The 23,614-nt window shown below is 70.3% G+C and carries 20 protein-coding genes; 10 read left to right on the top strand and 10 right to left on the bottom strand.

All coding sequences use genetic code 11. The features are described from left to right. Nucleotides 1-200 precede the first annotated feature (200 nt). Nucleotides 201-3,959, bottom strand: coding sequence for a S8 family serine peptidase (locus ACWCP8_RS25230; protein ID WP_451118290.1), 3,759 nt, complete (start codon nt 3,957-3,959; stop codon nt 201-203). Between the two features lie 82 nt (nt 3,960-4,041). Then, nucleotides 4,042-4,164 carry a hypothetical protein gene (locus ACWCP8_RS25225; RefSeq protein WP_352264832.1) on the bottom strand — a complete coding sequence of 41 codons (123 nt, stop codon included), beginning with the start codon at nt 4,162-4,164 and terminating at the stop codon, nt 4,042-4,044. 325 nt (nt 4,165-4,489) lie between these two features. Between ACWCP8_RS25225 and ACWCP8_RS25220 the strand changes: the two genes are divergently transcribed. The 4 genes from ACWCP8_RS25220 to ACWCP8_RS25205 all read left to right on the top strand — a co-directional run bounded on the left by ACWCP8_RS25220 (nt 4,490) and on the right by ACWCP8_RS25205 (nt 9,232). Beyond that, complete coding sequence (locus tag ACWCP8_RS25220) at nt 4,490-5,488, top strand: ArsR/SmtB family transcription factor (protein WP_451118288.1); 999 nt, start codon at nt 4,490-4,492, stop codon at nt 5,486-5,488. A gap of 459 nt (nt 5,489-5,947) precedes the next feature. Further along, entirely contained in the window at nt 5,948-6,976 is a 1,029-nt protein-coding gene (gene tdh, locus ACWCP8_RS25215; protein ID WP_451118286.1) for an L-threonine 3-dehydrogenase, read from the top strand. A gap of 38 nt (nt 6,977-7,014) precedes the next feature. After that, nucleotides 7,015-8,208, top strand: a complete 1,194-nt coding sequence (locus ACWCP8_RS25210) for a glycine C-acetyltransferase (protein ID WP_352264837.1) — start codon at nt 7,015-7,017, stop codon at nt 8,206-8,208. 109 nt (nt 8,209-8,317) lie between these two features. Continuing rightward, nucleotides 8,318-9,232, top strand: a complete 915-nt coding sequence (locus tag ACWCP8_RS25205) for a LysR family transcriptional regulator (RefSeq protein ID WP_451118284.1) — start codon at nt 8,318-8,320, stop codon at nt 9,230-9,232. A gap of 166 nt (nt 9,233-9,398) precedes the next feature. Here ACWCP8_RS25205 and ACWCP8_RS25200 read toward each other — a convergent pair whose 3' ends face one another. After that, nucleotides 9,399-9,893, bottom strand: coding sequence for a PaaI family thioesterase (locus ACWCP8_RS25200; protein ID WP_352264840.1), 495 nt, complete (start codon nt 9,891-9,893; stop codon nt 9,399-9,401). Between the two features lie 94 nt (nt 9,894-9,987). Here ACWCP8_RS25200 and ACWCP8_RS25195 point away from each other — a divergent pair, with 94 nt between their 5' ends. After that, complete coding sequence (locus ACWCP8_RS25195) at nt 9,988-10,455, top strand: winged helix-turn-helix transcriptional regulator (protein ID WP_352264842.1); 468 nt, start codon at nt 9,988-9,990, stop codon at nt 10,453-10,455. Between the two features lie 124 nt (nt 10,456-10,579). On the opposite strand, the gene ACWCP8_RS25190 is transcribed toward ACWCP8_RS25195, so the two are convergent. Then, the gene (locus ACWCP8_RS25190; RefSeq protein WP_451118281.1) at nt 10,580-10,969 is read right to left on the bottom strand and encodes a VOC family protein; all 390 of its coding nucleotides are present in this window, start codon (nt 10,967-10,969) and stop codon (nt 10,580-10,582) included. 77 nt (nt 10,970-11,046) lie between these two features. Between ACWCP8_RS25190 and ACWCP8_RS25185 the strand changes: the two genes are divergently transcribed. After that, nucleotides 11,047-11,682: a nucleoside/nucleotide kinase family protein gene (locus ACWCP8_RS25185; RefSeq protein WP_352264844.1), complete on the top strand. Its 636-nt coding sequence runs from the start codon at nt 11,047-11,049 to the stop codon at nt 11,680-11,682. Between the two features lie 71 nt (nt 11,683-11,753). Beyond that, nucleotides 11,754-12,881: a M24 family metallopeptidase gene (locus ACWCP8_RS25180; RefSeq protein ID WP_451118279.1), complete on the top strand. Its 1,128-nt coding sequence runs from the start codon at nt 11,754-11,756 to the stop codon at nt 12,879-12,881. Between the two features lies 1 nt (nt 12,882). Here ACWCP8_RS25180 and ACWCP8_RS25175 read toward each other — a convergent pair whose 3' ends face one another. The 3 genes from ACWCP8_RS25175 to treZ all read right to left on the bottom strand — a co-directional run bounded on the left by ACWCP8_RS25175 (nt 12,883) and on the right by treZ (nt 16,795). Then, nucleotides 12,883-13,095, bottom strand: a complete 213-nt coding sequence (locus tag ACWCP8_RS25175; RefSeq protein WP_451118277.1) for a hypothetical protein — start codon at nt 13,093-13,095, stop codon at nt 12,883-12,885. Continuing rightward, entirely contained in the window at nt 13,062-14,690 is a 1,629-nt protein-coding gene (locus ACWCP8_RS25170) for an IS200/IS605 family accessory protein TnpB-related protein (RefSeq protein WP_451118275.1), read from the bottom strand. The genes ACWCP8_RS25175 and ACWCP8_RS25170 overlap by 34 nt, the downstream gene beginning before the upstream one ends. 344 nt (nt 14,691-15,034) lie before the next feature. Further along, a complete protein-coding gene (gene treZ / locus ACWCP8_RS25165) occupies nt 15,035-16,795 on the bottom strand; it encodes a malto-oligosyltrehalose trehalohydrolase (RefSeq protein WP_451118273.1) in 1,761 nt (586 codons plus the stop codon). Between the two features lie 158 nt (nt 16,796-16,953). Here treZ and ACWCP8_RS25160 point away from each other — a divergent pair, with 158 nt between their 5' ends. Continuing rightward, on the top strand, nt 16,954-18,324 hold the full coding sequence (locus tag ACWCP8_RS25160) for a GH1 family beta-glucosidase (protein ID WP_382829862.1): 1,371 nt from the start codon (nt 16,954-16,956) through the stop codon (nt 18,322-18,324). On the opposite strand, the gene ACWCP8_RS25155 is transcribed toward ACWCP8_RS25160, so the two are convergent. Then, nucleotides 18,313-19,539: an MFS transporter gene (locus ACWCP8_RS25155; RefSeq protein ID WP_451118271.1), complete on the bottom strand. Its 1,227-nt coding sequence runs from the start codon at nt 19,537-19,539 to the stop codon at nt 18,313-18,315. The two genes, ACWCP8_RS25160 and ACWCP8_RS25155, sit on opposite strands and share 12 nt — an antisense overlap. Nucleotides 19,540-19,647: 108 nt before the next feature. Here ACWCP8_RS25155 and ACWCP8_RS25150 point away from each other — a divergent pair, with 108 nt between their 5' ends. After that, complete coding sequence (locus ACWCP8_RS25150) at nt 19,648-20,778, top strand: alpha-L-fucosidase (RefSeq protein ID WP_352264853.1); 1,131 nt, start codon at nt 19,648-19,650, stop codon at nt 20,776-20,778. Here ACWCP8_RS25150 and ACWCP8_RS25145 read toward each other — a convergent pair. Beyond that, nucleotides 20,750-21,661, bottom strand: a complete 912-nt coding sequence (locus tag ACWCP8_RS25145) for a GNAT family N-acetyltransferase (RefSeq protein ID WP_352264854.1) — start codon at nt 21,659-21,661, stop codon at nt 20,750-20,752. The genes ACWCP8_RS25150 and ACWCP8_RS25145 overlap by 29 nt on opposite strands. Before the next feature lie 178 nt (nt 21,662-21,839). Next, nucleotides 21,840-22,799, bottom strand: a complete 960-nt coding sequence (locus ACWCP8_RS25140) for a GNAT family N-acetyltransferase (RefSeq protein ID WP_451118268.1) — start codon at nt 22,797-22,799, stop codon at nt 21,840-21,842. A 201-nt stretch (nt 22,800-23,000) separates the two neighbouring features. On the opposite strand from ACWCP8_RS25140, the gene ACWCP8_RS25135 reads away from it, so the two are divergent. Next, on the top strand, nt 23,001-23,594 hold the full coding sequence (locus ACWCP8_RS25135) for a DUF1707 and FHA domain-containing protein (RefSeq protein WP_352264857.1): 594 nt from the start codon (nt 23,001-23,003) through the stop codon (nt 23,592-23,594). The last annotated feature ends 20 nt before the right edge of the window (nt 23,595-23,614 follow it).

Here is a 23,614-nt window from a genome sequence, read left to right as displayed (position 1 = left end):
GCCAACGGCGAATACGACCGCTCAGCGCCGGCCGCCCCCGGCGCACCGGCATCGAGGTCGCAGTGACTCCGGGGTGTTGTCGCGGCCCGGCGGACCGGCGCGAGTGTTCGGTCTCTCCGCAACGGCAACGAAGCGGGGGCGAGGCCGCTGGATGCGGCCCCGCCCCCGTGCCGGTCAGCGAGAGCTGACCGGGTGGGCACTCACTTCAGGCCGAAGGCCCGGGTGATGCTCTGCTTGACAGTGTTGCCCTCGGTGTCGCCGGCGCTGGTGCGCAGCGTCACGTACCGCGCCTTGGCGGGGGCGTTCAGCTGGGTGCTCCAGCCCTGGGCGGTGCGGGTCAGGGCCGGGTGCTGCCACGTGACGCCGTCATCGTAGGAGACGTCCACGTTCACCGTTTTGATGGTGTCGGAGCTGGGGCCGCCCGGAAGGTGCGAGGGCGTGACGGTGATAGCGGCTCGGCGGCCTGTCTTGCCGGCGGCGTTCATATCCTCGACCGCGTAGTCGAGCTGGATCAGCGGCAGAACAGCGTAGGTACCGGGGTCGGGCCGCTGAGAGGTGAAGCCCCACTCGGTCCTGGTCGTGACCGAGTAGTCGTTCTCCCAGAAGCCCCGCATGTTCTCCGAGACCAGGCGGTAGGACTGCTTGTCGGGACTGTCCAGCGTGAGGGGGTACCGAGGGCTGCCGATGGTGTCGGTCGTGGAGTACCTGAGCATGAGGTCGCCCTGGTACATCTGCACACTGTTACGCACACCGGTGTTGTTGAGGGTCCTGCCGACGTGTCCGGATCCGGAGTCGGCCCAGCCCGGGATCACTGCCAGGACATCGTCGCCCACACGCACAGGCACGTAGTTGGCGTTCGACCGGGGACGCTGGATCGGCCCGAAGTACTCCAGGTGGGAGGTCGTGCCGGTCGGGTACCGCTTCACGGAGTCACTGCTGATCTGAAGCTGCTGATTGACATTGGCCTCTTCCACCCAGTCCGTGTCGCGCGACACCCAGTCGGTGCGCTCGGCCTGGGCGGGGGTGGGCAACAGGTTGGCTCCGGAGAAGCCCAGCCACACGGCGGAACGGAACTCCATGCCCCGCGCAGGCCGGTTGTTGCGGAAGGAGACATCCACCCGGTTGAGGTCACCACTCTGCGGCCGGTAGGTCGGGTCCGCCGGGATGACGGCCTCGTGGTGGCTGATGTCGTAGAGGTAGTCCGTGGTCGGGTGGGAGGTCACCTTGAGCGCCGTGCTCCCGCCCTTCTGGATCCGGCCGATCAGCTCGTCGCCCTCGTCCGCGGTCAGCGAGGCCACCGTCAGGGGCGGCGGGTTCCCGGTCTCGGCCCAGGGATTGTCCAGGTCGGTGCCCCACGGGTCCAGGCGTCCGTCACCGTCGTTGACGACGAGCAGCACCTTCGCCCCGGCCTTGGCTGCCTGCTCGGCCTGCTTGGCCGGCCCGACGGCATCGCTGCGCCGGACCACGACGGCCTTGCCCACGGCGTCGATACCGGCGTAGGCGGCGGCGCCGCCCTCCCCGGCATAGACGGCCGTGTACTGGCGCGTGCCCTCCTGGAGCGGGGTCTGTCCGCGCGCGACGATCAGGTCGTCGAAGTTACGCGTACCGGACGTGACCTTCAGGGCCGGCTCTGTCAGGCGCCAGTTGCCGCCGAACCCGAAGGTGCCCGTGGTGACCGGCTTGGTGGGCAGGGCCCAGACGCTGTCGTACCCGCTGTTGGGCCACCGCTGCATGGACAGCCAGTTCCCGCTGTCGAACCCCCGGTAGAGGTCGATGCGGGTCTCGGCGAGGGTGGTCTCCTGCGGGGCCCGGACGGAGACCTGCTTGGCCTTGGAGGCGTCCAGGTCCACCGTGGTGTCCTGGTCGACGGCCACCTCGGGAACAGTCAGGATCGCCTTGCCCTTGGAGTGCGGCCCGTGAGCGCCCTCGACATCGCTCTCCAGGCTCACGAGGTAGGTGCCGGCAGGCACCTCCACCGTGCCGGTGCCCGAGTCGTCCAGCTGCAGCGGCCCCATGAAGACCTTGTCGCTGATCAGGTACACATCGCCGGCCATCGGGCGGCCGCTGCGGTCCTTGCCGTTGAGCGTGAGGGTGTGGCGCGGGGCCTGCTTGTAGGCGCCGGTAATGGTATGGGCGAGCAGCGCACCGGACACATCGGTGGCGAGGATCTGCCCCGAGGTCATGGTGTCGGCCTTCACGAGGCCGAAGTCGGTCGTGAGGGTTACCTTGCTGCTGCCGTGCGCGGGGACGGTGACCTGAGGTGCCGACAGGGTGAACGCGCCGGTGGCGGCACCGGGAACCTGGACCGCCAGGTCGAGGGTGACCGGACTGTCCCCGGTGTTGGTGTAGGTCACCTGCTTGTCGGACTTGTCGTCGGCCGGCGCCGTGGAGGCTCGGTAGCCGCCGTACACGCTGTCGGTGGCGAACACCGTGCCCTTGACGGCGGCGGCGACGTCGAGGCGGCCGCTGCCGCCCTCGTACGACGAGTACTGGGAGGTCTCCTTGGTGGTGCTGACCAGGCCGTCCTTGAGCTGCTGCCCGGTCCAGTCCGGGTGGGCCTCGGCGAGCAGCGCGGCGGCGCCGGCGACATGCGGGGTGGCCATCGAGGTCCCGCTCAGCGTCTGGTAATAGCCCGCGCCGTCGGCGGCGTACTGCGAGCGTGCCGCCAGTACGTCGACGCCCGGTGCGGTCAGCTCCGGCTTCAGCCCGGCGTCGCCCTGGCGAGGGCCGGTGCTGGAGAACTCGGCGAGCCGGTCGGAGGTGTCCACCGCGCCGACGGACAGCGCGGCGTCGGCGACGCTGGGCGTCGAGACGGTGTGCGGGCCGCCGTTGCCGGCCGCGATGGTGAACAGCGCGCCGGTCTCGGCGCTGAGCTGGTTCACGGCCTCGCTCATCGGGTCGTGGCCGTCGCTGGGCCCGGCGCCCAGGCTCATGCTGATGACCTTGGCGTGCTGGTCGCGGGTGGCCCACTCCATGCCCGCCAGCACCCAGGACTCCTGGCCGGAGCCGTCATTGTCCAGCACCTTGCCGATGTGCAGGCGCGCGCCGGGGGCGACGCCCTTCTCCTTGCCGTCGGAGGCGGCGCCGGTGCCGGCGATGGTCGAGGCGACGTGAGTGCCGTGACCGTTGTGGTCCTCGACGTCCTGGTCGGGCACGAAGCTCGTGCTCGCGGCCACCTGACCGACGATGTCGGGGTGTTGGGTGTCCACACCGGTGTCCAGCACGGCCACGTCGACACCCTGTCCGGTGTCACCGCCCGCCCACACCTGCGGTGCGCCGATCTGCGCGGTGGTGTCGGCCAGGTCGGCCTTGACCTTCTCGTCCAGCCAGACCTTCGCGATCCCGTTGCGCAGCTGGGGCTTGGCCCCTGCGCTGCGACCGCCGGCCGCCGCGGTCCCGCCGGTGAGCGAGGACCAGAAGTCTGCTGCCTTCGTCCGGTGCTCCGACAGCGCCGCGCCCTGAATGCTGCTCAGGGCGAGGGTCCTGGTGGCGCCGGAGGGCACGGCCTGGGTCCGCGCGCGGACGGCAGCGTCGGTGTAGGTGACGATCAGGGGCAGGCTGCTGCTCTGCTCGTCCCCGTAGCCGTCCGCCAGCAGCTTGGTGACGTTGAAGAGCTCGCGGTCCAGCTTTTTGGCGGCGAGGTACGGAACGGCGGCGTCCGGGTATACGTAGGTGTCCTTGCCGACCTTGTAGGTCGTGGCGCCGGTGAGCTGACCGTCCGCACCCTGTACGGAACGGGTGACCTTGCCGTCGGCGGCAGTGTTGACGGTGACTTTGTCGCCGGTCAGCAAGGTGACGGTACGTGAGGTCGGCTGGTGTGTCGCAGTGCTGGCGGAGGACCGGTCCTGTGTGTTGGTCCCCGGTGCTGCGGTGGCAGGCACCGCCTGCTGAGCCGTGAATACGGCCAGCACGACACCGATAGCCAGCGCCGCCCGTCTGCGGGCGGGTATGGAGGGCATACTGATTCCTTTATGGACATGGCAACCATTTTTTCCGATGTATTACACATCGTCAGGTTGCGCCAAATGAGGCCTGATCTCGTTATGGTGTTTTTCGGCTCGACTTCAGATCCTTGGCGTACTTGGGGTACGCCGGTTCGGGGCGCACGGCGATCCGTAGCCCCTGCGGCCGGCCGACGAGGCCGACCGTGTCGGTGATCTCCACCGGAGCGGCGTCGCCGCGCGGCCTGCCCCTGGTCGAGGCATGGGAATGCTGCGCAAGGAGACCCCTCGAGTGAGGTGAAAAAGCAAGAGCGCGTACGTTGTCGGGCGTCCTCCGCCACCACCTGGGAGTGCGTGTGTCGACCGTGTGCCGGGCCCAGGGTTGCGTCGGTCATTCGACTGCATGACCAACTCGTGGCTGCTCAGGTACCCGTGCGCCGTCGACTCCTGCTGACTGCGGGCTCAGCATCACCTGCGAACGCTACGAACTCGATGTGATTCGGCCTGGACCGAAGAACGACATTCCGGAAGGATCGGCTCAGGCTGTCATGGTCTACCGCATACACTTCACGGTGCAGGATCTGGCCCGGACTCGTGTGGCTGAGGCGCCGATGCCGCTGCACGAGTTGGAACTTGCAGCGCGAGCCCTGCAGAGCCGCAGCCAGCCCGCCCGACTCGACGCCTGGCGGCACCATGCTCGCGCGCAGCTGTCTGCCCAAGCGCGCATGGTCCTGACCCTCATGCCTGCTGTGGGATATTCGCCAGGCTTCCTCAGCCCCACCAAAGTGGGCGCTGTCGAAGACCTTTTGGAACAGGTACGCAGCACGCCTCGCGAGCGGGTGAGGGCGAGTCTGCTGGAAACAGCGCATCATCATCCTTCTCTCCCCGAGTGGACTCGCCACCTGGCAGACGATGCATCTTTGTTCGCTGAGCTCTGCACAGGACTCAGCCATCTCCACGCATGCCTGCTCGGTCCGCACTGGGACCAGTTCACGGAACACTTGGCGGTCGATCGAACCCTGCGTTTGCAGCAGTTGCTCACCGGCGGTGTCGAGCAGCTGCTGACCCAGGCCAACCCCCAGTGGATGCGGTGGAACCCGCCGGTTCTGGAAGTCCGGATGGCGAACGGAGCCGATCGTGACCTCTACCTGGAAGGGGAAGGGTTCTTGTTCATTCCGTCGATGTTCTGCACACGCGCCATCGTCACCGACGGCCGGCCCGTTTCCGTGAGCTATCCCGCCGGCCAGGACCAGCGCCCCCGTGAGCTCACCACCCGTGCTTCCGCACCTGGTCAGGCTCGCTCCCCCGGTGTGTCGACGCTTCTGGGCCGCACGCGTACCACGGTGCTCACCACCATCGCGGAGCACCAAGGCTGTTCCACCAAGGAATTGGCCGCTCGTGCAGGCATCGCACCTGCGAGCGCAAGCGAACACGCATCCGTTCTTCGCGAAGCCGGATTGATCCACTCTCTCCGTCACCGAAATTCCGTGCTTCACAGCCTCACCCCCCTCGGCCTGGCACTCCTCAACACCCCGGAGGGAGGGTGAGTTCTTCTCGACCTTGCGGCTGCTCCAGCGGCGGTGATGCCGGCGAGGGGTACAGCCGGGGCACGCGCCCCCGCGTCCACCGGATGGGCCAAGCAGCAACCGGGGGACGACCGGGTCCCCTCACGCGATGAGGTGCCGGGCCGCGACAACCTGCCGCGGGCGATCGGCGACTGATCGCCCGCTCGGTTCCAGGGGCCGGCCGCCCGTTCCACAGGGCGGCCGGCCCCTCCGTCCGGTGCAGGCATGAAGCGGAGCTGCGGCTGCGCTTAAGAAAACCTCGATGGACCTGGAGCGCGGGGTACGGCAGATTTCTCCGTGACGGCAGAGGATGGTGCGCGGCAGCCGATCACCGCGCGCGCTGCCCATGTCGTCCCTCCTCTTTCCCCGGGCCGCAGGCTGCCTCAGGCATGCCCCCGGCCCGGGGCAATCACCACGTACCACGTACAGGGAGCCGCAGCCGTGAAGGCACTCGTGAAGCAGAAGGCCGAGCCCGGGCTCTGGCTGATGGATGTTCCCGAGCCGGAGATCGGCCCCTCGGACGTGCTGATCAAGGTGCTCCGTACCGGTATCTGTGGGACCGACCTGCACATCCGCAACTACGACGGCTGGGCCCAGCAGGCTGTGAAGACGCCGCTCGTCCTCGGTCACGAGTTCGTCGGCGAGGTCGCCGCGACCGGCGCCGGCGTCGTCGACATCACCGTCGGCGATCTGGTCAGCGGCGAGGGCCACCTGGTCTGCGGAAAGTGCCGCAACTGTCTGGCCGGACGCCGCCACCTGTGCCGCTCCACCCTGGGACTCGGCGTGGGCCGGGACGGAGCATTCGCCGAGTACGTCGCGCTGCCCGCCTCCAACGTGTGGGTGCACCGGGTCCCCGTCGACCTCGACATCGCCGCGATCTTCGACCCGTTCGGCAACGCCGTGCACACCGCGCTGTCGTTCCCGCTGGTCGGCGAGGACGTCCTGATCACCGGCGCCGGCCCGATCGGCATCATGGCCGCGGCCGTCGCCAAGCACGCGGGCGCCCGCAACGTCGTGATCACCGACGTCAGCGAGGCCCGGCTCGACCTGGCCCAGAAGGTCGGCGTCAGCCTCGCGCTCAACGTCGGCGAGCAGACCATCGCCGACGGTCAGCAGAAGCTCGGCCTGCGCGAGGGCTTCGACATCGGCCTGGAGATGTCCGGCCGCCCCGAGGCCATGCGCGACATGATCGCGAACATGACGCACGGTGGGCGGATCGCCATGCTCGGACTGCCGTCCGAGGAGTTCGCCGTCGACTGGTCGCGCATCGTCACCTCGATGATCACGATCAAGGGGATCTACGGCCGCGAGATGTACGAGACCTGGTACGCCATGTCCGTACTGCTGGAGGGCGGCCTCGACCTCGCCCCGGTGATCACCGGACGGTACGGCTACCGCGACTTCGAGGCGGCCTTCGACGACGCGGCGAGCGGACTCGGCGGCAAGGTCATCCTCGACTGGACCTCCTGACCACCCGTATCCAGCTATCGAGCCGGGAGACACCCCTCATGTTCGACTCCGTACGCGACGACATGCGCACCACCCTCGAAGAGATCAAGGCCGCCGGACTCCACAAGCCCGAGCGTGTGATCGGCACCCCGCAGTCCGCGACCGTCGCCGTCACCGCGGGTGGCCGCCCCGGTGAGGTGCTCAACTTCTGCGCCAACAACTACCTGGGCCTGGCCGACCACCCCGACGTGATCGCCGCCGCCCACGAGGCGCTGGACCGCTGGGGCTACGGGATGGCCTCGGTCCGCTTCATCTGCGGCACCCAGGAGGTCCACAAGGAGCTGGAGCAGCGGCTCTCGTCGTTCCTCGGCCAGGAGGACACGATCCTCTACTCCTCCTGCTTCGATGCCAACGGCGGCGTCTTCGAGACCGTCCTCGGCCCGGAGGACGCGGTCATCTCCGACGCCCTCAACCACGCCTCCATCATCGACGGCATCCGCCTCTCCAAGGCCAAGCGGTTCCGCTACGCCAACCGAGACATGGACGACCTGGAGAAGCAGCTCAAGGAGGCGTCCGACGCCCGGCGCCGGCTCATCGTCACCGACGGCGTGTTCTCCATGGACGGCTACGTCGCCCCGCTGCGCGAGATCTGCGACCTGGCCGACCGGTACGACGCCATGGTCATGGTCGACGACTCGCACGCCGTCGGCTTCGTCGGCCCCGGTGGCCGCGGCACCCCCGAGCTGCACGACGTCATGGACCGTGTCGACATCATCACCGGCACCCTCGGCAAGGCGCTCGGCGGTGCGTCCGGCGGCTACGTCGCGGCCCGCGCCGAGATCGTCGCGCTGCTGCGTCAGCGGTCCCGCCCGTACCTCTTCTCCAACTCCCTCGCCCCGGTCATCGCGGCGGCCTCGCTGAAGGTCATCGACCTGCTGGAGTCCGCCGGTGACCTGCGCGAGCGGCTCAACGCCAACACCGCGCTCTTCCGTACCCGGATGACTGAGGAAGGCTTCGACATCCTGCCCGGCGACCACGCCATCGCCCCCGTCATGATCGGGGACGCGGCGAAGGCAGGCCGGATGGCGGAGCTGCTCCTGGAGCGCGGTGTGTACGTGATCGGGTTCTCGTACCCGGTGGTCCCGCAGGGCGCGGCACGCATCCGCGTGCAGCTGTCCGCCGCGCACTCCACGGACGATGTGAACCGTGCGGTGGACGCATTCGTCGACGCGCGGGCCGCGCTGAGCGAGTAGGACCGTGCCGGAGGCCCGGGACCGGCGGTCCCGGGCCTCCGGCGATCCCGGGCTTCCCCGCCCCCGTCCAGGGCCCGGACATCCCGCGGGACCTGGGACAATGGATCGCATGATCGATGCACGGCGGCTGCGTATTCTCCGTGCGGTGGCCGACCACCGCACCGTGACTGCGGCAGCCGCCGCGCTGTATCTGACCCCTTCCGCCGTCTCCCAGCAGCTCGCCGCGCTGGAACAGGAGACCGGCCACCGGCTGGTCGACCGCAGCGCCCGGGGCGTCCGGCTCACCGCCGCCGGCGAGATCCTGCTGACCCACACCAACGCGGTCCTTGCCCAACTGGAACGGGCGGAGGCCGAGCTCGCCGCGTACAGCGCGGGGGACGCCGGTACGGTCACGGTCGCCGCGTTCGCCACGGGCATCGGCCTGGTGCTCGCCCCCGCGATCGCCGAGCTGACGCTGACCGCCCCCGGCATCCGGGTCCGGGTCCAGGACGCGGAGGGCGACGCGAGCGTGCCGATGGTGCTCGACCGGCAGGTGGATGTGGCGGTCGCCGTCGAATACCGGGGCGCGCCCGACGAGGACGACCAGCGGCTGACCCGGGTACCGCTGTACTCGGAGCCGTTCGACGCGGTGCTGCCGATGGGCCACCGGCTGGCCGACCAGGACCAGGTGACGATCGCGGACCTGGAGAAGGACCCGTGGATCGGTCAGTATCCCGGCAACCCGTGCCATGACGTGGTGGTCCTGGCCTGCGAATTCGCCGGCTTCCAGCCGAGACTCGAGCACTCCTCGGACGACTTCCGGGCGGTGGTGGCGCTGGCCGGGGCAGGGGCCGGAGTGGCACTGGTGCCGAGGTGGGCGCTGCGCGGCATGGACCTTGCGGGCGTGGTGGTGCGGCCGGTCGAGGGCAGCGCACCGACCCGACGGGTGTTCGCAGCGGTACGGCACGGGGCGGAGGGCCACCCACTGATCAGACCGGTGCTCGATGCTTTGCAGGGGGCGGCAGTGCGGTTGCCTGCGGGCTGAGTGGGGGTGTGCCCGCGACGGGCTCTGCCCTCGATCGCCGGGCGGGCTTGCATCGCGTCGTCTGCGCAGTCGGCTCCGGCTTGTCGGCCCGCCACCTCGCGGGCTCATGAAGGTCTTCGCCCCGCCGCATAGGGCTCGGCCCAAGGCATTTGAGGCCCTCAGGGGGTCAGGACGCCGGCAGCGGAAACAGCATGCACGTACTCGTGGCGTGAGCGAGCAGGCGGTCCTTCTCGTCGAGGAGTCGGGCTTCGGCGAGGGCGGTGCGGCGGCCGCTGCTGGTGACCGTGCCGACGGCGCGGATCCTGCCGGTGTCGACTGTGACGGGGCGCAGGAACTTCACGGTCAGGTCGAGCGAGGTGTACGCCATGCCCGACGGCAGGGTGGACTGGACCGCGCAACCGGCGGCCGAGTCGAGCAGTGTGGCGTAGACCCCGCCGTGCACGCTGCCGATGGGGTTGTAGTGCTCCTCGCCCGGGACCAGCGAGAACACCACACGCCCGTGCTCGGCTTCGTCGAGAGTGATGTCCAGGGTGGCGGCGATCGGAGGGCCGGGCAGCCGTCCGGTGGCGATCTCGCGCAGGAACTCCAGACCCGTGGTCTGTCCGACGGCGGCCGCCGAGACCGCCGGATCTTCCCATTCGTATGTACGTGACCGTCCCATGCGGCTGATCCTCCTCATCTGGCTTTGTTCGATGAAGTTAGCTTTCGGAGCAGCTGACTGTCAATATCGAAGCCAGGCGGGCTAGCATGACGGGATGAAGTGGCTGGAGATGAGCACGGAGAACTGCACGGTCCAGCGCACCCTCGACGTGGTCGGCGAGAAGTGGACGCTGCTGATCCTGCGTGACGCCTTCAATGGAGTGCGCCGCTTCGACGACTTCCGCCGGCACATGGGGCTCTCGGAGGCGGTCCTGGCCGGCCGGCTCCGCAAGCTGGTCACGGCCGGGGTCCTGCAGACCGTCCCGTATCAGGAGCAGGGCAGCCGGACCCGGCACGAATATCGCCTGACCCGCAAGGGCCGGGATCTGTGGCCCGTTCTCGTGGCACTCAGGCAGTGGGGCGAGACCTACGTCGCGGATGCCGAGGGGCCGGTCCTGGACATCCGGCACAGCGATTGCGGTGCCCCGGTGCACGTCGTGGTCGAGTGCTCCGGTGAGCACGGCGCGCTCACCCCGGCCGAGGTCACGGTCCTGCCCGGACCTGGGGCCAGGCCTCACGGCTGAGTACCTGCACGTGAGTTGATCCCTTCGTGGCGGTCGAAGGCGCCTGCATTCCGGGGCCCGGCCGCAGCGACGGATTGATCCCATCTCGCCGGAGTTCGCGGCGGCGGGAACATCTCGGGGCGGCTCACGCGGGCTGCAGCAGGTCCCAGCGGTTGCCGTACAGGTCCTCGAAGACCGCGACCGAGCCGTACGGTTCGTGGCGCGGCTCCTCCAGGAAGCGCACTCCGGCTGCCTGCATCCGCGCATGGTCGGCCGCGAAGTCCTCGGTGTGCAGGAAGAAGCCGACCCGGCCGCCGGTCTGTGCGCCGACGCGGCTCCGCTGGTCGTCGTCCTTCGCGCGGGCCAGCAGCAGCCCCGTTCCCGCTGCCGCGCCGCGCGGCCGGACGACGACCCAGCGGGAGCCGTCCCCGCGGTCGGTGTCCTCCAGGAGCTCGAAGCCGAGGGCGTCCGTGTAGAAGGAGATGGCCTCGTCGTAGTTGCGGACGACCAGGGTGACCAGGGCGATGTGTGACATGGCGGTTCCTCGAGGGTACGGAGTTCAGTTATACGTAACACTATCGGGGTGCCGCTCGTGCCGGGACAATGCGCGGCATGCAGACGAGTGACCTCGGTGAACTGTCGGCCCGCGCCCGCCGGCTCGCCGTCCCCGGCCGCCGCCGCCTCCTCGGCATCGCGGGGCCGCCCGGCGCCGGGAAGTCCACGCTCGCCGCACGGCTGGTCGGCGGGCTCGGCGGGCTCGCCGTCCTCGTCCCGATGGACGGCTTCCACCTCGCCCAGGCCGAACTGGACCGCCTCGGCCGTGCCGGCCGTAAGGGCGCGCCCGACACCTTCGACGCCGCCGGATACGCGGCCCTGCTCCGACGCCTGCGCACGCCCGGGGATCAGGGACCCGTCTACGCCCCCGTCTTCGACCGCGCCCTGGAGGAGCCGATCGCCGGGGCCATTCCCGTACCCCCGGACATCCCGCTCGTCGTCACCGAAGGCAACTACCTCCTCCATGACGACGAGCCGTGGGCGCCGGTGCGCCGGCTGCTCGACGAGGTCTGGTTCCTGGATCTCGACCCGGACGTCAGGGTCCGCCGACTCGTCGATCGCCATGTGAGGTTCGGCAAGCCCCGGCCGTATGCCGAGCGCTGGGTCGCCGAGTCGGACGAGACCAATGCCCGGCTCGTCGACCGTGGCCGGGACCGCGCCGACCTCGTCGTACGACTGCGACCCGCCGCCTGACCCGCGCTCGCGCCTGTCCCCGCCGCCGGGCAGGATGCTGTGTGCCGTATCGCTTCGCCAGGAGGTTCCGCATGTCCAGCCCGAACCAGCCCGTGCCGTTCACCGCCGACGACTACCGGACGAGGATGGCGCGGGCCGCCGAGTCCGCCGCCGAAGCCGGGCTCGCAGGCGTCCTCGTCGCACCGGGCCCGGACCTCGTCCATCTCACCGGCTACCGGCCCGTGAACACCGAACGCCTCACTCTCCTCGTCCTCAGGGCGGGCGAGGACCCGGTGCTCGTCGTCCCCACCCTGGAGGCGCCGGACGCCGAGCAGGCCGTCGGCTCCCCGGCCCTGACCCTGCGCGACTGGACCGACGGCAAGGACCCGTACGCCGTGGCCGCCCCGCTGCTCGACGCGGACGGCCGGTTCGGGATCAGCGACAACGCCTGGGCGATGCACCTGCTCGGGCTGCAGCAGTTCCTCCCCGGCACCTCGTACGTCTCCCTCACCGAGGCCCTGCCGATGCTGCGGGCGGTCAAGGACGCGGCCGAGCTGGAACGGCTTGCCGCGGCGGGGGCCGCCGCCGATGCCACGTACGAGGAGATCCTGAAGGTCCGCTTCTCCGGCCGCAAGGAGACCGACGTCGCCGCCGATCTCGCCGCACTGCTCAAGCAGTTCGGACACTCGCAGGTCGACTTCACCGTCGTCGGATCCGGCCCGAACGGCGCCAACCCGCACCACGAGGCGGGCGACCGCACCATCGAGCGCGGCGACATGGTGGTGCTCGACTTCGGCGGCCTCAAGCACGGCTACGGCTCCGACACCTCCCGCACGGTCCATGTCGGCGAACCCACCGCCGAGGAGCAGCGGGTGCACGACATCGTGCGAGAGGCGCAGGAGGCCGGCTGCCGTGCCGTCCGGCCCGGCATCGCCTGCCAGGAGATCGACCGGGCGGCCCGCGCCGTCATCACCGAATTCGGTTACGGCGAGCGCTTCATCCACCGCACCGGTCACGGCATCGGTGTCACCACCCATGAACCCCCGTACATGATCGAGGGCGAGGAGCAGCTGCTGGTGCCCGGGATGTGCTTCTCCGTGGAGCCCGGGATCTATCTGCCGGGCCGGTTCGGCGTGCGCATCGAGGACATCGTGACCGTCACCGACGAAGGCGGGCGGCGGCTGAACACCACCGCGCGCGAGCTGGCGGTCGTCGAGTAGTTCACGAGCCGCCGCGGTTGCTGAGGCGCTCCAGGGTTGCGTACGGATACGGCAGCGGGCGCGCGCTCGCCCCGTCGAGCCTCGCCGTCTGGTCGGCCGTCAGTTCCCAGCCCACGGCGCCGAGATTGTCGGTCAGCTGCTCGACGGTACGGGCCCCGATGATCGGGGCGGTGACCGTTCCTAACCAGTGCGCATGAGTGAGTCCTGGACCCACCGGTGCGTACTGGGCGCATCCCGAACGGTGTTGGATGCGCTGGTCCCCCGCGTTCGCTTCCCGTTCGGCGGCGGCCCTCCGGGGGGCCGGTCCGTGGTGGGTGGGCGGGTTCCCTCACGTCCCCGGTTGCCTGGTTCGGCCTGGGCGGTCCGATGCCCCGCACGATCGCTCTGGTCGTGTGGGGGCGGTGCCGTCCGTCGCCGGATCGGGTGTCCGAGGGCGCGTCGTCCGATCGCGATACCGGCGGCATCGTGACGGGACATCTTTCGGTGTGGGGTGGTCAGGGGTTTCTGCCAGTGCTGGGCACCCCACAGGCTGGTGTAGGCGGGATCGACCGCGACGATCGCAAGACCCTGTTCAGCGGCCATCGACACTAGCCGGGCTTTGAGCTTGCCGGTGGGCATGCCGGAGATGAGCTGCCTGAACCGCTTGCGGCGGCCGTGCTTCTCCCGGGTTTTTTCGGTGGTGAAGTCGAGGTCTTCGATGCCGATCGCGGCGACACCGGCACGCACCGCCCAGTTGATCAGGCGGGTCAGGGCGTGGCGGATCTGTGCGTCTCGGTGGTCGGCGGTGCCGGACAGGTCGTAGAAGAACTGCCGGGGCCCTCCGATGGGGTTGCCGTGCTGGTCGAGCCGGTAGGCGGCGAAGTGGTCGGCGTTGGTGTCGACGCCGATCATGCCCCGGGCGCGGGCGGTGTCCAGCGGGATGGTCTGTACGGCGGGGCGTTGCCAGGATGCGGTGAGGTACCAGCGTCTGCGGTCCGTGTCGAGGTGGATGCGGTAGGCCACGGCCCGGTTGGCTTCGATGCGGTCGGCCCACTCCGCGCCCCGGTGCGCGAACGCGATACGGGCGGTGAGGGTGTACCGGCCGTGCCTGGCGTTGGCCAGGTGCGCGAGCGGGGCGGGCAGCCTGACCGACACTTCGCCGTCTGGGGTGACGCGGATCGTCTCGTTCCCGAACCGCTTCCCCGACTCACCATCGGCGGCGATGAACCAGCGTTCCGCCTCCCACCGTTGTCGCCACTCGTCTTTGGTGAGACGGGCTTCGGTGAGGTGGTGGCGGGTGTTCAGGAGACGCTTGCCGCCTCGTACCACCCGGACCCGTCCGGCCTGCCACTCGGCTACAGCAGCCGTGTGCCGGTCTTCCAGGGCCGCGAGGCGGCGGGACTTGCGGAACCACTCGCTCTTCGACCGGTAGCCGCCCGCCGCGCGCTTGGTGCCCTTCTCCCCGAGCGGGAGGGACAGCCGGTGCCGCAGCATCTCGATCCCGGCCGCCAGCTTCTGGATGTGCGCCGCCTGGCAACGGCGCGCGAGCGCCCACTGATCGTGGGTGGCCTTGGTGATGGTCCCGGCGATCCGCGACGACGACACCTTCGTCAGTTGCCGCTTACGCGCCGCCCAGGTCTCCGCACCGTGCTCCAGACCATCCGCACAGCGGGCCTTGAGATCACCGGACGCCAGCGCACCCTGATGCGCAGCAACCGCACGCAGCACCCTCTCGTCCTGGGCGGTCAGGTGCTTGAGACGGTCCCGGACCGCCACCCCGCAAGGCCCGGACACCACGAAGGACACGACCAGCTCCCGCAAGCCGCCCACCACATCACCCCGCCCTCAAGGCCGCCCCCCTGCCACCCAGCCCAACGAGCAGCGGCCGCCAAGGTCACCCATTCGGCCCCAGAACCCCCGTTCCCACCCCCACAAACCCACCCACAGGACTCGCTCCCGCGCACCATCACTAGCTTCAATGCAGCAAACCGACAGCAGCTCGCAACCCCTGGCCGTCCGAGCAGCCAGCGCAGCGCGACCTGGGCGGGTGTGCGGCCGGCCTCCTCGACGACGGCGACGACGGCGTCCACGACGCCCCAGGTCTCCTCGTTGTCGCGGAGCCGCCAGTCGTCGCTCCCGTTCTCCTGCCGTTCCGCGTCCTGTGCCGCGCCGCGTCAGTCGTCGGCGAGTACCACGCTCGACTCCGGCGGCAGATGCAGCAGCCCGTCCGCGTCCGGCGCCGCCACCGGTTCCCAGGCGGCCAGCACGCTGCCCATGCCGGTCCGGTTCCGTCCGCCGCCGAGGGGGATCGTGGCCGGCTTCTCGTCGAGGTTGACCGCGATCCGCAGGTCACCCCTGCGGTACGCCAGCCAGCGCCCCTGCTCGTCGTGGGCGGTCTTCACCGCGGCCAGATCGGGATCCGACAGATCGGGCATGGTGCGGCGCAGCGCGATCAGCTCGCGGTACCAGGCATGGAGGCGGGCATGCGGTTCGCGTTCCGGTTCGGTCCAGTCCAGGCAGGAGCGGTTGCGGGTGGCCGGGTCCTGCGGGTCCGGGATGTCGTCCGCCGCCCAGCCGTGCGCCGCGAACTCCCGCCGCCTGCCGTTGCGTACCGCTTCGGCGAGCGCCGGATCGGTGTGGTCGGTGAAGAACTGCCAGGGGGTGCGGGCACCCCACTCCTCTCCCATGAACAGCATCGGGGTGAACGGGCCGGTCAGCACGAGTGCCGCCGCGCAGGCCAGCAGACCGGGGGAGAGCGTGGCGGAGAGCCGGTCGCCGAGCGCCCGGTTGCCGATCTGGTCATGGGTCTGTGCGTAGCCGACGAAGCGGGTGGCCGGGGTGCGGACGGTGTCGACAGGGCGGCCGTGCGTGCGGCCGCGGAAGCCGGAGTACGTGCCGTTGTGGAAGAAGGCGCTGGTCACGGTCTTGGCGAGGGCGGCCAGCGGGGCGGTGGCGAAGTCGGCGTAGTAGCCCTGGGACTCGCCGGTCAGGGCCGTGTGCAGGGCGTGGTGGAAGTCGTCGTTCCACTGGGCGTGCAGACCGATTCCGCCCTCCGCGCGCGGCGTCGTGGTGCGCGGGTCGCAGAGGTCGGACTCGGCGATCAGGGTCAGCGGACGGCCGAGTTCCGCGGCGAGTGCGTCGACCGCCGTGGACAGCTCCTCCAGGAAGGTGAGGGCCCGGGTGTCGGCGAGTGCGTGGACGGCGTCGAGCCGCAGCCCGTCGAGCCGGTAGTCGCGCAGCCAGCCGAGCGCACTGCCGAGCAGATACGCGCGGACCTCGTCCGAGCCGGCGGCGTCGAGGTTGACCGCGGCGCCCCACGGCGTGTGATGGGTCTCGGTGAAGTACGGGCCGAACGCCGGGAGGTAGTTGCCGGACGGGCCCAGGTGGTTGTGGACCACGTCGAGGACCACCGCAAGACCGAGCCCGTGCGCCGTGTCGACAAAGCGCTTAAGTCCCTCCGGGCCGCCGTACGGTTCGTGCACGGCCCACAGCGACACCCCCTCGTACCCCCATCCGTGAGTGCCGGGGAACGGGCAGACGGGCATCAGGGACACATGCGTGATGCCCAGCTCGGCGAGGTGCGGCAGGCGCGCCGCGGCGGCATCGAAGGTGCCCTCCTCGGTGTACGTACCGATGTGCAGCTCGTACAGGACGGCGCCCGGCAGCCCGCGCCCCGTCCACGCGGCGCGCCAGGGGTACGCCTCCTGGGTGACGACGGCGCTCTCGCCGTCCGGGCCGTCGGGCTGGCGGCGCGAACGCGGGTCGGGAAGCACGGGGCCGTCGTCGAGGACGAAGCCGTACCGGTCGCCGTCCGCGGCCTCCGCATCGGCCGTCCACCAGCCCGTTCGTACCTCGTCACGCGTCATCGGCCGCAGTGCGCCCGCCAGTCGCAGGCGGACCGAGTCCGCCTCAGGTGCCCATACCTCGAACAGCATGCATCGCTCCTCGTCTCGTCGCCTCGGCCCCTTGGTCGGCAGAAGTCGCGATCACCGGCCCACGACACTGGATCGAGCCCATTACTGGCGATTAAGGTCTGGTTCTGATCATTGCCCTGCCAGGTTCTGGCTCATACGTACGGCTGCTGGAGGCCGAGATGACTGTGCCGACGTTCCCGCCGGGATTCCTCTGGGGAGCCTCTGCCTCCGCCTTCCAGACCGAAGGAGCGGCCGACGCCGACGGCAAGGGCCCCTCCGGCTGGGACGCCTTCGCCGCCCAGCCGGGACGGATCAAGGACGGCACCGACACCAGCCGCGGCACCGGCTTCCACGAGCGCTACCGCGAGGACGTCGCCCTGCTGGCCGGCCTCGGCGCCGACGCCTTCCGGTTCTCCGTCAGCTGGCCGCGCGTGGTGCCGGGCGGCAGCGGCGCCGTCAACCCGGCAGGGCTCGACTTCTACGACCGGCTCGTCGACGAACTCTGCGCCCACGGCATCACCCCGGCCCCCACCCTCTACCACTGGGACACCCCGCTGCCGCTCGACGAGGCGGGCGGCTGGCTGAACCGGGACACCGCCTACCGCTTCGCCGAGTACGCGGGCATCGTCGCCGAGCGGCTCGCCGACCGCGTACCCATGTGGATCACCATCAACGAACCCGCCGAAGTGACCATGCTCGGCTACGCGTTGGGCGAGCACGCCCCGGGCCGCACCCTCCTCTTCGACGCGCTGCCCGCCGCCCACCACCAGCTCCTCGCCCACGGTCTGGGCGTCCGCGCGCTGCGGGCGGCCGGCGCCACCGAGATCGGCGTCGCCATCTCGCACACCCCTGTCTGGACCGCGGGGGAGTCGGACGAGGACCGGTTCGGTGCCGAGCTGTACGACACCCTCACCAACTGGATGTTCGCCGACCCGATCCTCACCGGCCGCTACCCCGACGAGAACTTCGCCGCGCTGATGCCCGGACCGGTCGAGGACGACCTCAGGACGATCTCCACCCCGCTCGACTGGTACGGGGTCAACTACTACAACCCCACCCTCGTCGGCGCCCCCAGGGCGGACGCACTCGAAACGTTCTCCGGCTTCGGGATGCCCGCCGAACTCCCCTTCGGCATCCGCGAGATCGAGGGTTACGAGAAGACCGACTTCGGCTGGCCCGTCGTCCCCGACGGACTGCGCGAAACCCTCGTCCAGCTGCAGGCCCGCTACGGCGACCGGCTCCCTCCCCTCTACATCACCGAGAACGGCTGCGCCGTCGACGAGGCCGTCACCGACACCCGCCGGATCGCCTTCCTCGAAGGCCACCTGGGCGCGCTGCGCACCGCGATCGACGCGGGCGTCGACGTCCGCGGCTACTTCACCTGGTCGCTGACCGACAACGTCGAGTGGATCGAGGGCGCCAGCAAGCGCTTCGGCCTCGTCCACATCGACTACGAGACGCTGCGCCGGACCCCCAAGGAGTCGTACGCCTGGTACCGCGACGTCATCCGCAGCCAGAAGGCCGCACGGCCCGCGGAGTCAGCGGATTGACCTGATCCGCCACACCAGCACCCCGCCCACCACCGTCACCACGGTGGACGCCAGGTACAGCCCCGCGTAGCCACCCGCGTACGCCACGATCGGGGCGGCCAGCGCCGGACCGAGCACCTGGGGCGCGGAGTTGGCGACATTGATCACCCCCAGGTCCTTGGCCCGGTCCTCGGCCGCCGGCAGGACCTGGGTGATCAGCGCCTGGTCGACCGCCACATAGATCCCGTAGCCGAGCCCGAGCAGCACCGCCGCGCCCATCGCCGCCGGCCAGGTGTGCCAGAACGTCAGCAGCAGCGAACCCACCGCCATCACCATCGAACAGACGCTGACCATCATCTTCCGCTTGCCCAGCCGGTCCGAGACGATGCCGCCCGCCACCGCCGTCACCACCACACCGCCGGTGTAGAGCAGCGTCAGATACAGCACACCCATGTCCGGGTCCGGGTAATGCACCGCGTCCTTGAGGAAATACAGCAGATACAGCGTGCCGATCGCATTGCCCAGCTGGACGAGGAACCGGGTCAGCCACGCCCAGCCGAAGTCCGGATGCAGCCGCGGACTCACCCAGAAGTCCTTCAGCCGCACCGCCGGCCCCGGAATCCCGGGCACCGCCGGATCGCGGGTCAGCAGCACGAACGGCACCGCACACAGCACCACCAGACCCGCCAGCATCAGATACCCCGAGGCGATCCCGGTCACCACCACCGACACCAGCAGCACGCCGAGGACCAGCCCCAGCGTCTGCGGTATCCCGATGAACCCGGACACCGCCGCCCGCTGCCGCACCGGCACCTGGTCCGGCACCACCGCATTCGTGCCCGCCAGCATCGCGTTCAGCCCCAGCTGCGCCAGACACCAGCCGAGCGCCACCCCGACCACGGTCGTCTGCGCCGCCGTCACCACCAGACCGACCGCCCCCACCAGCGCCCCGCCCACGATCCACGGGTGACGGCGCCCGAACCTCCCGCCGGTCCGGTCCGACAGCGCACCGGCGACCGGGTTGGCGACCACCGCGACCAACGCCCCGACACCGGTCGCCCAGCCGAGCGCCACCTCCTTGCCGGTCGTCGTCAGATCGTCGATCTGCTCGGCCAGCAGCACCTGGATCGGAGTGAGGAAAGCCATGTACAGGCCCAGGTTGGCCAGCACCAGACCACTGATCCAGCCGCCGCCGACGCGGGACTGCGGTTCCGTTCGGGTGTCGTCCACGGTCATCGGCCGCTCGCCATCAGCTCGGTCGTGCGCGTAGCCATCACGGTCGGAGGTGCCCCGGAGGTGCCCGGATCTTACGAACGCCCCCCTCAGTGATCAATACTTCGCGCCATGGTTGCTTCGTGGTGGTCCCGGGCCCAGCTGGGGATCTTTGTGCACTGGACACCCGCGTCCGTACCGGGCTGGGCCCCGCCGTACGTTCCCGCGGACCGATTGCCCCTCGCGGGCCGCCGTACGCCGCTCGGCTGGACGTCGTACGCCGAGTGGTACGAGAACGCGCTCCGCTTCCCCGGCAGCCCCGTCTCCGCCCACCATCGGGCGACCTACGGAACCCGCCCGTACACCGCCTTCGGCCAGGACTTCAACGACGCCCTGGCGGGCTGGGACCCGGCGTCCTGGGCCCGCAGCTTCCGCGCCGCGGGCGCCCGCTACGCCGTCCTCGTCACCAAGCACCACGACGGCTTCTGTCTCTGGCCGTCCGAGGTCCGCAACCCGCACCGCACCGGCTGGCACACCACCCGCGACGTGGTCGGCGAGTTCGCCGAAGCGGCCCGGGCCGAGGGCCTGCGGTTCGGGATCTACTACTCCGGCGGACTCGACTGGACCTTCGACGACCGGCCCATCGGCACCGGCGCGGACATGGTCTCCGCCGTGCCGCGCGGCAGCTACCCCGCGTACGCCGCCGCCCAGATGCGCGAGCTGATCCGCCGCTACCGGCCCGACATCCTGTGGAACGACATCGCCTGGCCGGGCTCGCGCACCGACGTGCAGCGGCTCATCGAGTACTACCGCTTCACCGTCCCGAACGGCGTCGTCAACGACCGGCTGTTCCCCCGCGCACCGCTGTGGAGCGCGTTGCGACTGCCCGGCGCCAAGCCCCTGTACAACCGGTGGGAGCGCCGCACCGTCGCACAGGGCGAGGGCTTCGTGCCGCGCAAGCCCCCGTACTACGACTTCCGCACACCCGAATTCGCCCGCTACATCGGGCCGGACCCGCACGAGATCACCCGGGGCATCGACCACAGCTTCGGCCACAACCGCAACTCGCCGCCCGACGCCTTCCTCAGCCGTACCGCGCTGACCACGCTGGTGACCGGGACGGCCGCCGCGGGGGGCAACCTGCTGCTCAATGTGGGGCCGCGCGGCGAGGATGCGACCATCCCCGCCGCGCAGCAGCTCCGCCTCGACTGGCTGGCGGAACTCACACCGGACCTCACACCAGATGGATGCGTTCCTGTATGACCCGATGGCCGGCCCGGGCGAACGCGGCCGCCATCGGCGCATTGCCCAGGTCGGTGGCGCCCGCGATGAACTCGGCGCCCTCGGCCGCCAGGAAGTGCGTGCACTCGACGAGCAGGTCGTACCCGTAGCCGTGGCCGCGCTGTTCGGGTACGACGCCGATGAAGCCGATGCACGGACCGCCCGGGTTACGGGCCGGCACATGGATGCCGGCCACCTCGCCGTCGGGGGTGTACGCCAGCTGCCACCAGGAGCGCGGCGAGGGGCACCAGTGGAAGAAGTCGAGCTCCTCCTGCGCCGCCTGCTCCAGTCCGCCGGGGCCCTCGATAGCCCGCCGGGCGTGGGCGTCCAGCGTGACGGAGTGGACCCGGCGCAGCACATCCAGGATCACCGTGTCGTCCGGCTCCGGGCGGAACGTGAGCCGCCCGGGCCGCTCGGGCAGCCCGCACTCCGGCGTCCACTCGTACCGGTACCGCTCCACCAGCGGCTTCATACCGGCCGCGCGCGCGGCGGCGATCCTCGCCCCGGCGGCGGACGTGACATCGGGCCGCTCCCGCCAGTCGGCGGGCAGCATCAGCTCGTACTCGGCGTACAGCGCTGCACGGCGCAGCAGTTCGCTGCCCGCCTCGTCCTCGCCGTCGGCGAAGTCGAACCAGTTGAGCAGCACCGGCTCGGTGTCGTCGGGCCCCGACCACCAGGCCGCCCTGGCCACGACGACACCGTCGCGCAGAGCGATCCAGGTCCACTCGGGGCGGTACTCGCCGCCCTCGCGCACCGTGGCATAGCTGTGGCCGAAGGCGGCGCGGCCGACGAGACCGGGGTCCTGCAGGGTGTGGAAAAGATGTGCGTCGCTCTCGGTGAGCGCGCGAACGACCAGATCGGTCATGGAAAAAGTCCTCCGGAAGAAGCGATGCGCTCCCGGTCAGACCGAAACCGAAACCGCCCGGCGAACGGGACGGGAGCGCGGGAATGAAGTGGTACTGGTACGCACTGCTCTCGCCTCCTTCCTCGAACCTCGGGCGGGTGACCACCGTAACCGGCACCGCGGCGCACGGTCCACCGATTTATGCCGGGTCCCAGATCATGTTGAACGCCCTCTCGAAGTTGACGTACCCCAGGCGCTCGAACGACTTCGCCATCGGCACATTGCCGAGGTCCGTCGCGGCCCGGATCCGCTCCACGCCGTCCTGCGCGGCGAGTACCCGCGTGCCCTCGGCGAGCAGCTCGTCGATATGGCCGCGACCGCGCTGCGCCGGCACCACGCCGATGTACGCGATGATCGGGTTGTAGTTGTTGCGGGCCGGGATCACGAACCCGACCGGCTCACCGCCGGGGAGTTCGGCGATCCGCCACCACTCCCGAGGGGTGGTGTACTCCGCGAGTTCCTCGTCGTAGTGCTTCTCCGCCGCCTTGCGCGCGGACAGGCCCGACGCGAGATCCTGCTGGCCGTGCGCGTCGAGAGTGCCCTCCATCACCGGGGTCATCAGCGCGAGCAGATCCTCGCGCCCGGCCACCGGACGGAAGCGCAGCCGGCCGGTGTCGGCCGGGACCGGCGTACCCGCCCGCCACTCCAGGCGCAGCCGCTCGACCAGCATCCGCGCACCGGTGCGCTCCATCACCCGGATCCGGGCCTCGACGATGTCGAGGGCCACCGGGTCCTCGCGCCAGTCCGGCGGTACGAAACGTCCGTACTCCGGCCGAGGGACCCCGGCGGGAACGACGGCTGCCGTCGCCGCCTCCAGCAGCCGCAGGCCTGTCTCGGTGCGCTCGGGCTCGGGCAGCGTGTCGTCGACGTCGAAGAAGTCGAGCGCCAGCGGTACGTCTCCGCCCTGGCTCCACCAGCCGGCCCGCGCCACCACCCGGTCGCCGCGCAGCGCCACCCACAGCCACTCCGGGCGGCGGCGCCCGACGGCGAGGTCGTCGGCCAGTTCGTGGTCGAGGACGTACGACAGACGGCGGAAGAGCCCGAGTTCGTCGGGCCCGGTGAGCGGACGGACGGTCAGCTCCAGTGGTGCAGGGGTCACCAAGTCTCCAAATCTGCTTGAGGCGTGCCGGCCACCCGGTGTTCACGGCACGGCACGCGGCGGCAGACGGTAGCAACGTTCGCCGGACATCGCCCCCGACTTTCGGCACGGCGTTCTGCGCAGCCGTTCCGCGCAGGTCAGGCGGGCGGAAAGCAGGCTTCTTCTGGACACTCCGGGGCGGTCGGCCCGACAATCGGTCCTGTGACGTCCTCCTTCGAGTTCCACACGTATCCCGCGCGGGTCTCCGACGCCCAGCGCGACCGTGTTCTCGGTGTACTCAGAGAAGGCGCGGCCCAGGGCAAGCTGTCCCATGACACGTTCATGCGGCGCATGGAACTGGCTCTGTCCGCCCACCGCTCGGAAGAGCTGGAGGCACTCACCGCCGACCTGCGGACCGAAGGCCGCTGGACACGAAGGCTGTTCCAGGTGGTGGGCGCGGTCTCCGGGTTCCCCGCCCGGGTGCGCAGGGCCTGGCAGGCCGAGCGGCTGCCGAAGCTGCTGCTGCCCGCGCCCACCCCGTACCCCGTGCTCATCGGCCGCGACCCGGCGAACGGACTGCGACTCACCCACGAGACCGTCTCGCGGATGCACGCCGAACTCACGGTGCAGGGCGGCCGATGGATCCTGCGCGACCTCGGCTCGACCAACGGCACGTGTGTGAACGGGCAGCGGGTGACCGGGGCGGTGTCGGTGCGCGACGGGGACCAGGTGAGCTTCGGCCGGATCACCTTCCGGCTCTCCGCGCCCGTACTCAAGCCCCCCGAGTCCCCCGGGATTCCCGGGCGTCCGGTCTGACGCCGACCGGGCAGCCGCGG

This window comes from Streptomyces sp. NPDC002206 (assembly GCF_053593595.1).
Note: the sequence above shows the minus strand (reverse complement) of the source record. Positions and strands in the feature narration are given on the sequence as shown.

What these genes read in the sequence shown, in the direction of transcription:
- ACWCP8_RS25155 (WP_451118271.1), bottom strand. Translation starts at nt 19,539, where the DNA reads ATGACCGTGGACGACACCCGAACGGAACCGCAGTCCCGCGTCGGCGGC.
- ACWCP8_RS25180 (WP_451118279.1), top strand. Translation starts at nt 11,754, where the DNA reads ATGTCCAGCCCGAACCAGCCCGTGCCGTTCACCGCCGACGACTACCGG.
- ACWCP8_RS25230 (WP_451118290.1), bottom strand. Translation starts at nt 3,959, where the DNA reads ATGCCCTCCATACCCGCCCGCAGACGGGCGGCGCTGGCTATCGGTGTC.
- ACWCP8_RS25185 (WP_352264844.1), top strand. Translation starts at nt 11,047, where the DNA reads ATGCAGACGAGTGACCTCGGTGAACTGTCGGCCCGCGCCCGCCGGCTC.
- ACWCP8_RS25160 (WP_382829862.1), top strand. Translation starts at nt 16,954, where the DNA reads ATGACTGTGCCGACGTTCCCGCCGGGATTCCTCTGGGGAGCCTCTGCC.
- ACWCP8_RS25220 (WP_451118288.1), top strand. Translation starts at nt 4,490, where the DNA reads ATGGTCTACCGCATACACTTCACGGTGCAGGATCTGGCCCGGACTCGT.
- treZ (WP_451118273.1), bottom strand. Translation starts at nt 16,795, where the DNA reads ATGCTGTTCGAGGTATGGGCACCTGAGGCGGACTCGGTCCGCCTGCGA.
- ACWCP8_RS25200 (WP_352264840.1), bottom strand. Translation starts at nt 9,893, where the DNA reads ATGGGACGGTCACGTACATACGAATGGGAAGATCCGGCGGTCTCGGCG.
- ACWCP8_RS25205 (WP_451118284.1), top strand. Translation starts at nt 8,318, where the DNA reads ATGATCGATGCACGGCGGCTGCGTATTCTCCGTGCGGTGGCCGACCAC.
- ACWCP8_RS25210 (WP_352264837.1), top strand. Translation starts at nt 7,015, where the DNA reads ATGTTCGACTCCGTACGCGACGACATGCGCACCACCCTCGAAGAGATC.
- ACWCP8_RS25195 (WP_352264842.1), top strand. Translation starts at nt 9,988, where the DNA reads ATGAAGTGGCTGGAGATGAGCACGGAGAACTGCACGGTCCAGCGCACC.
- ACWCP8_RS25190 (WP_451118281.1), bottom strand. Translation starts at nt 10,969, where the DNA reads ATGTCACACATCGCCCTGGTCACCCTGGTCGTCCGCAACTACGACGAG.
- ACWCP8_RS25150 (WP_352264853.1), top strand. Translation starts at nt 19,648, where the DNA reads ATGGTTGCTTCGTGGTGGTCCCGGGCCCAGCTGGGGATCTTTGTGCAC.
- ACWCP8_RS25145 (WP_352264854.1), bottom strand. Translation starts at nt 21,661, where the DNA reads ATGACCGATCTGGTCGTTCGCGCGCTCACCGAGAGCGACGCACATCTT.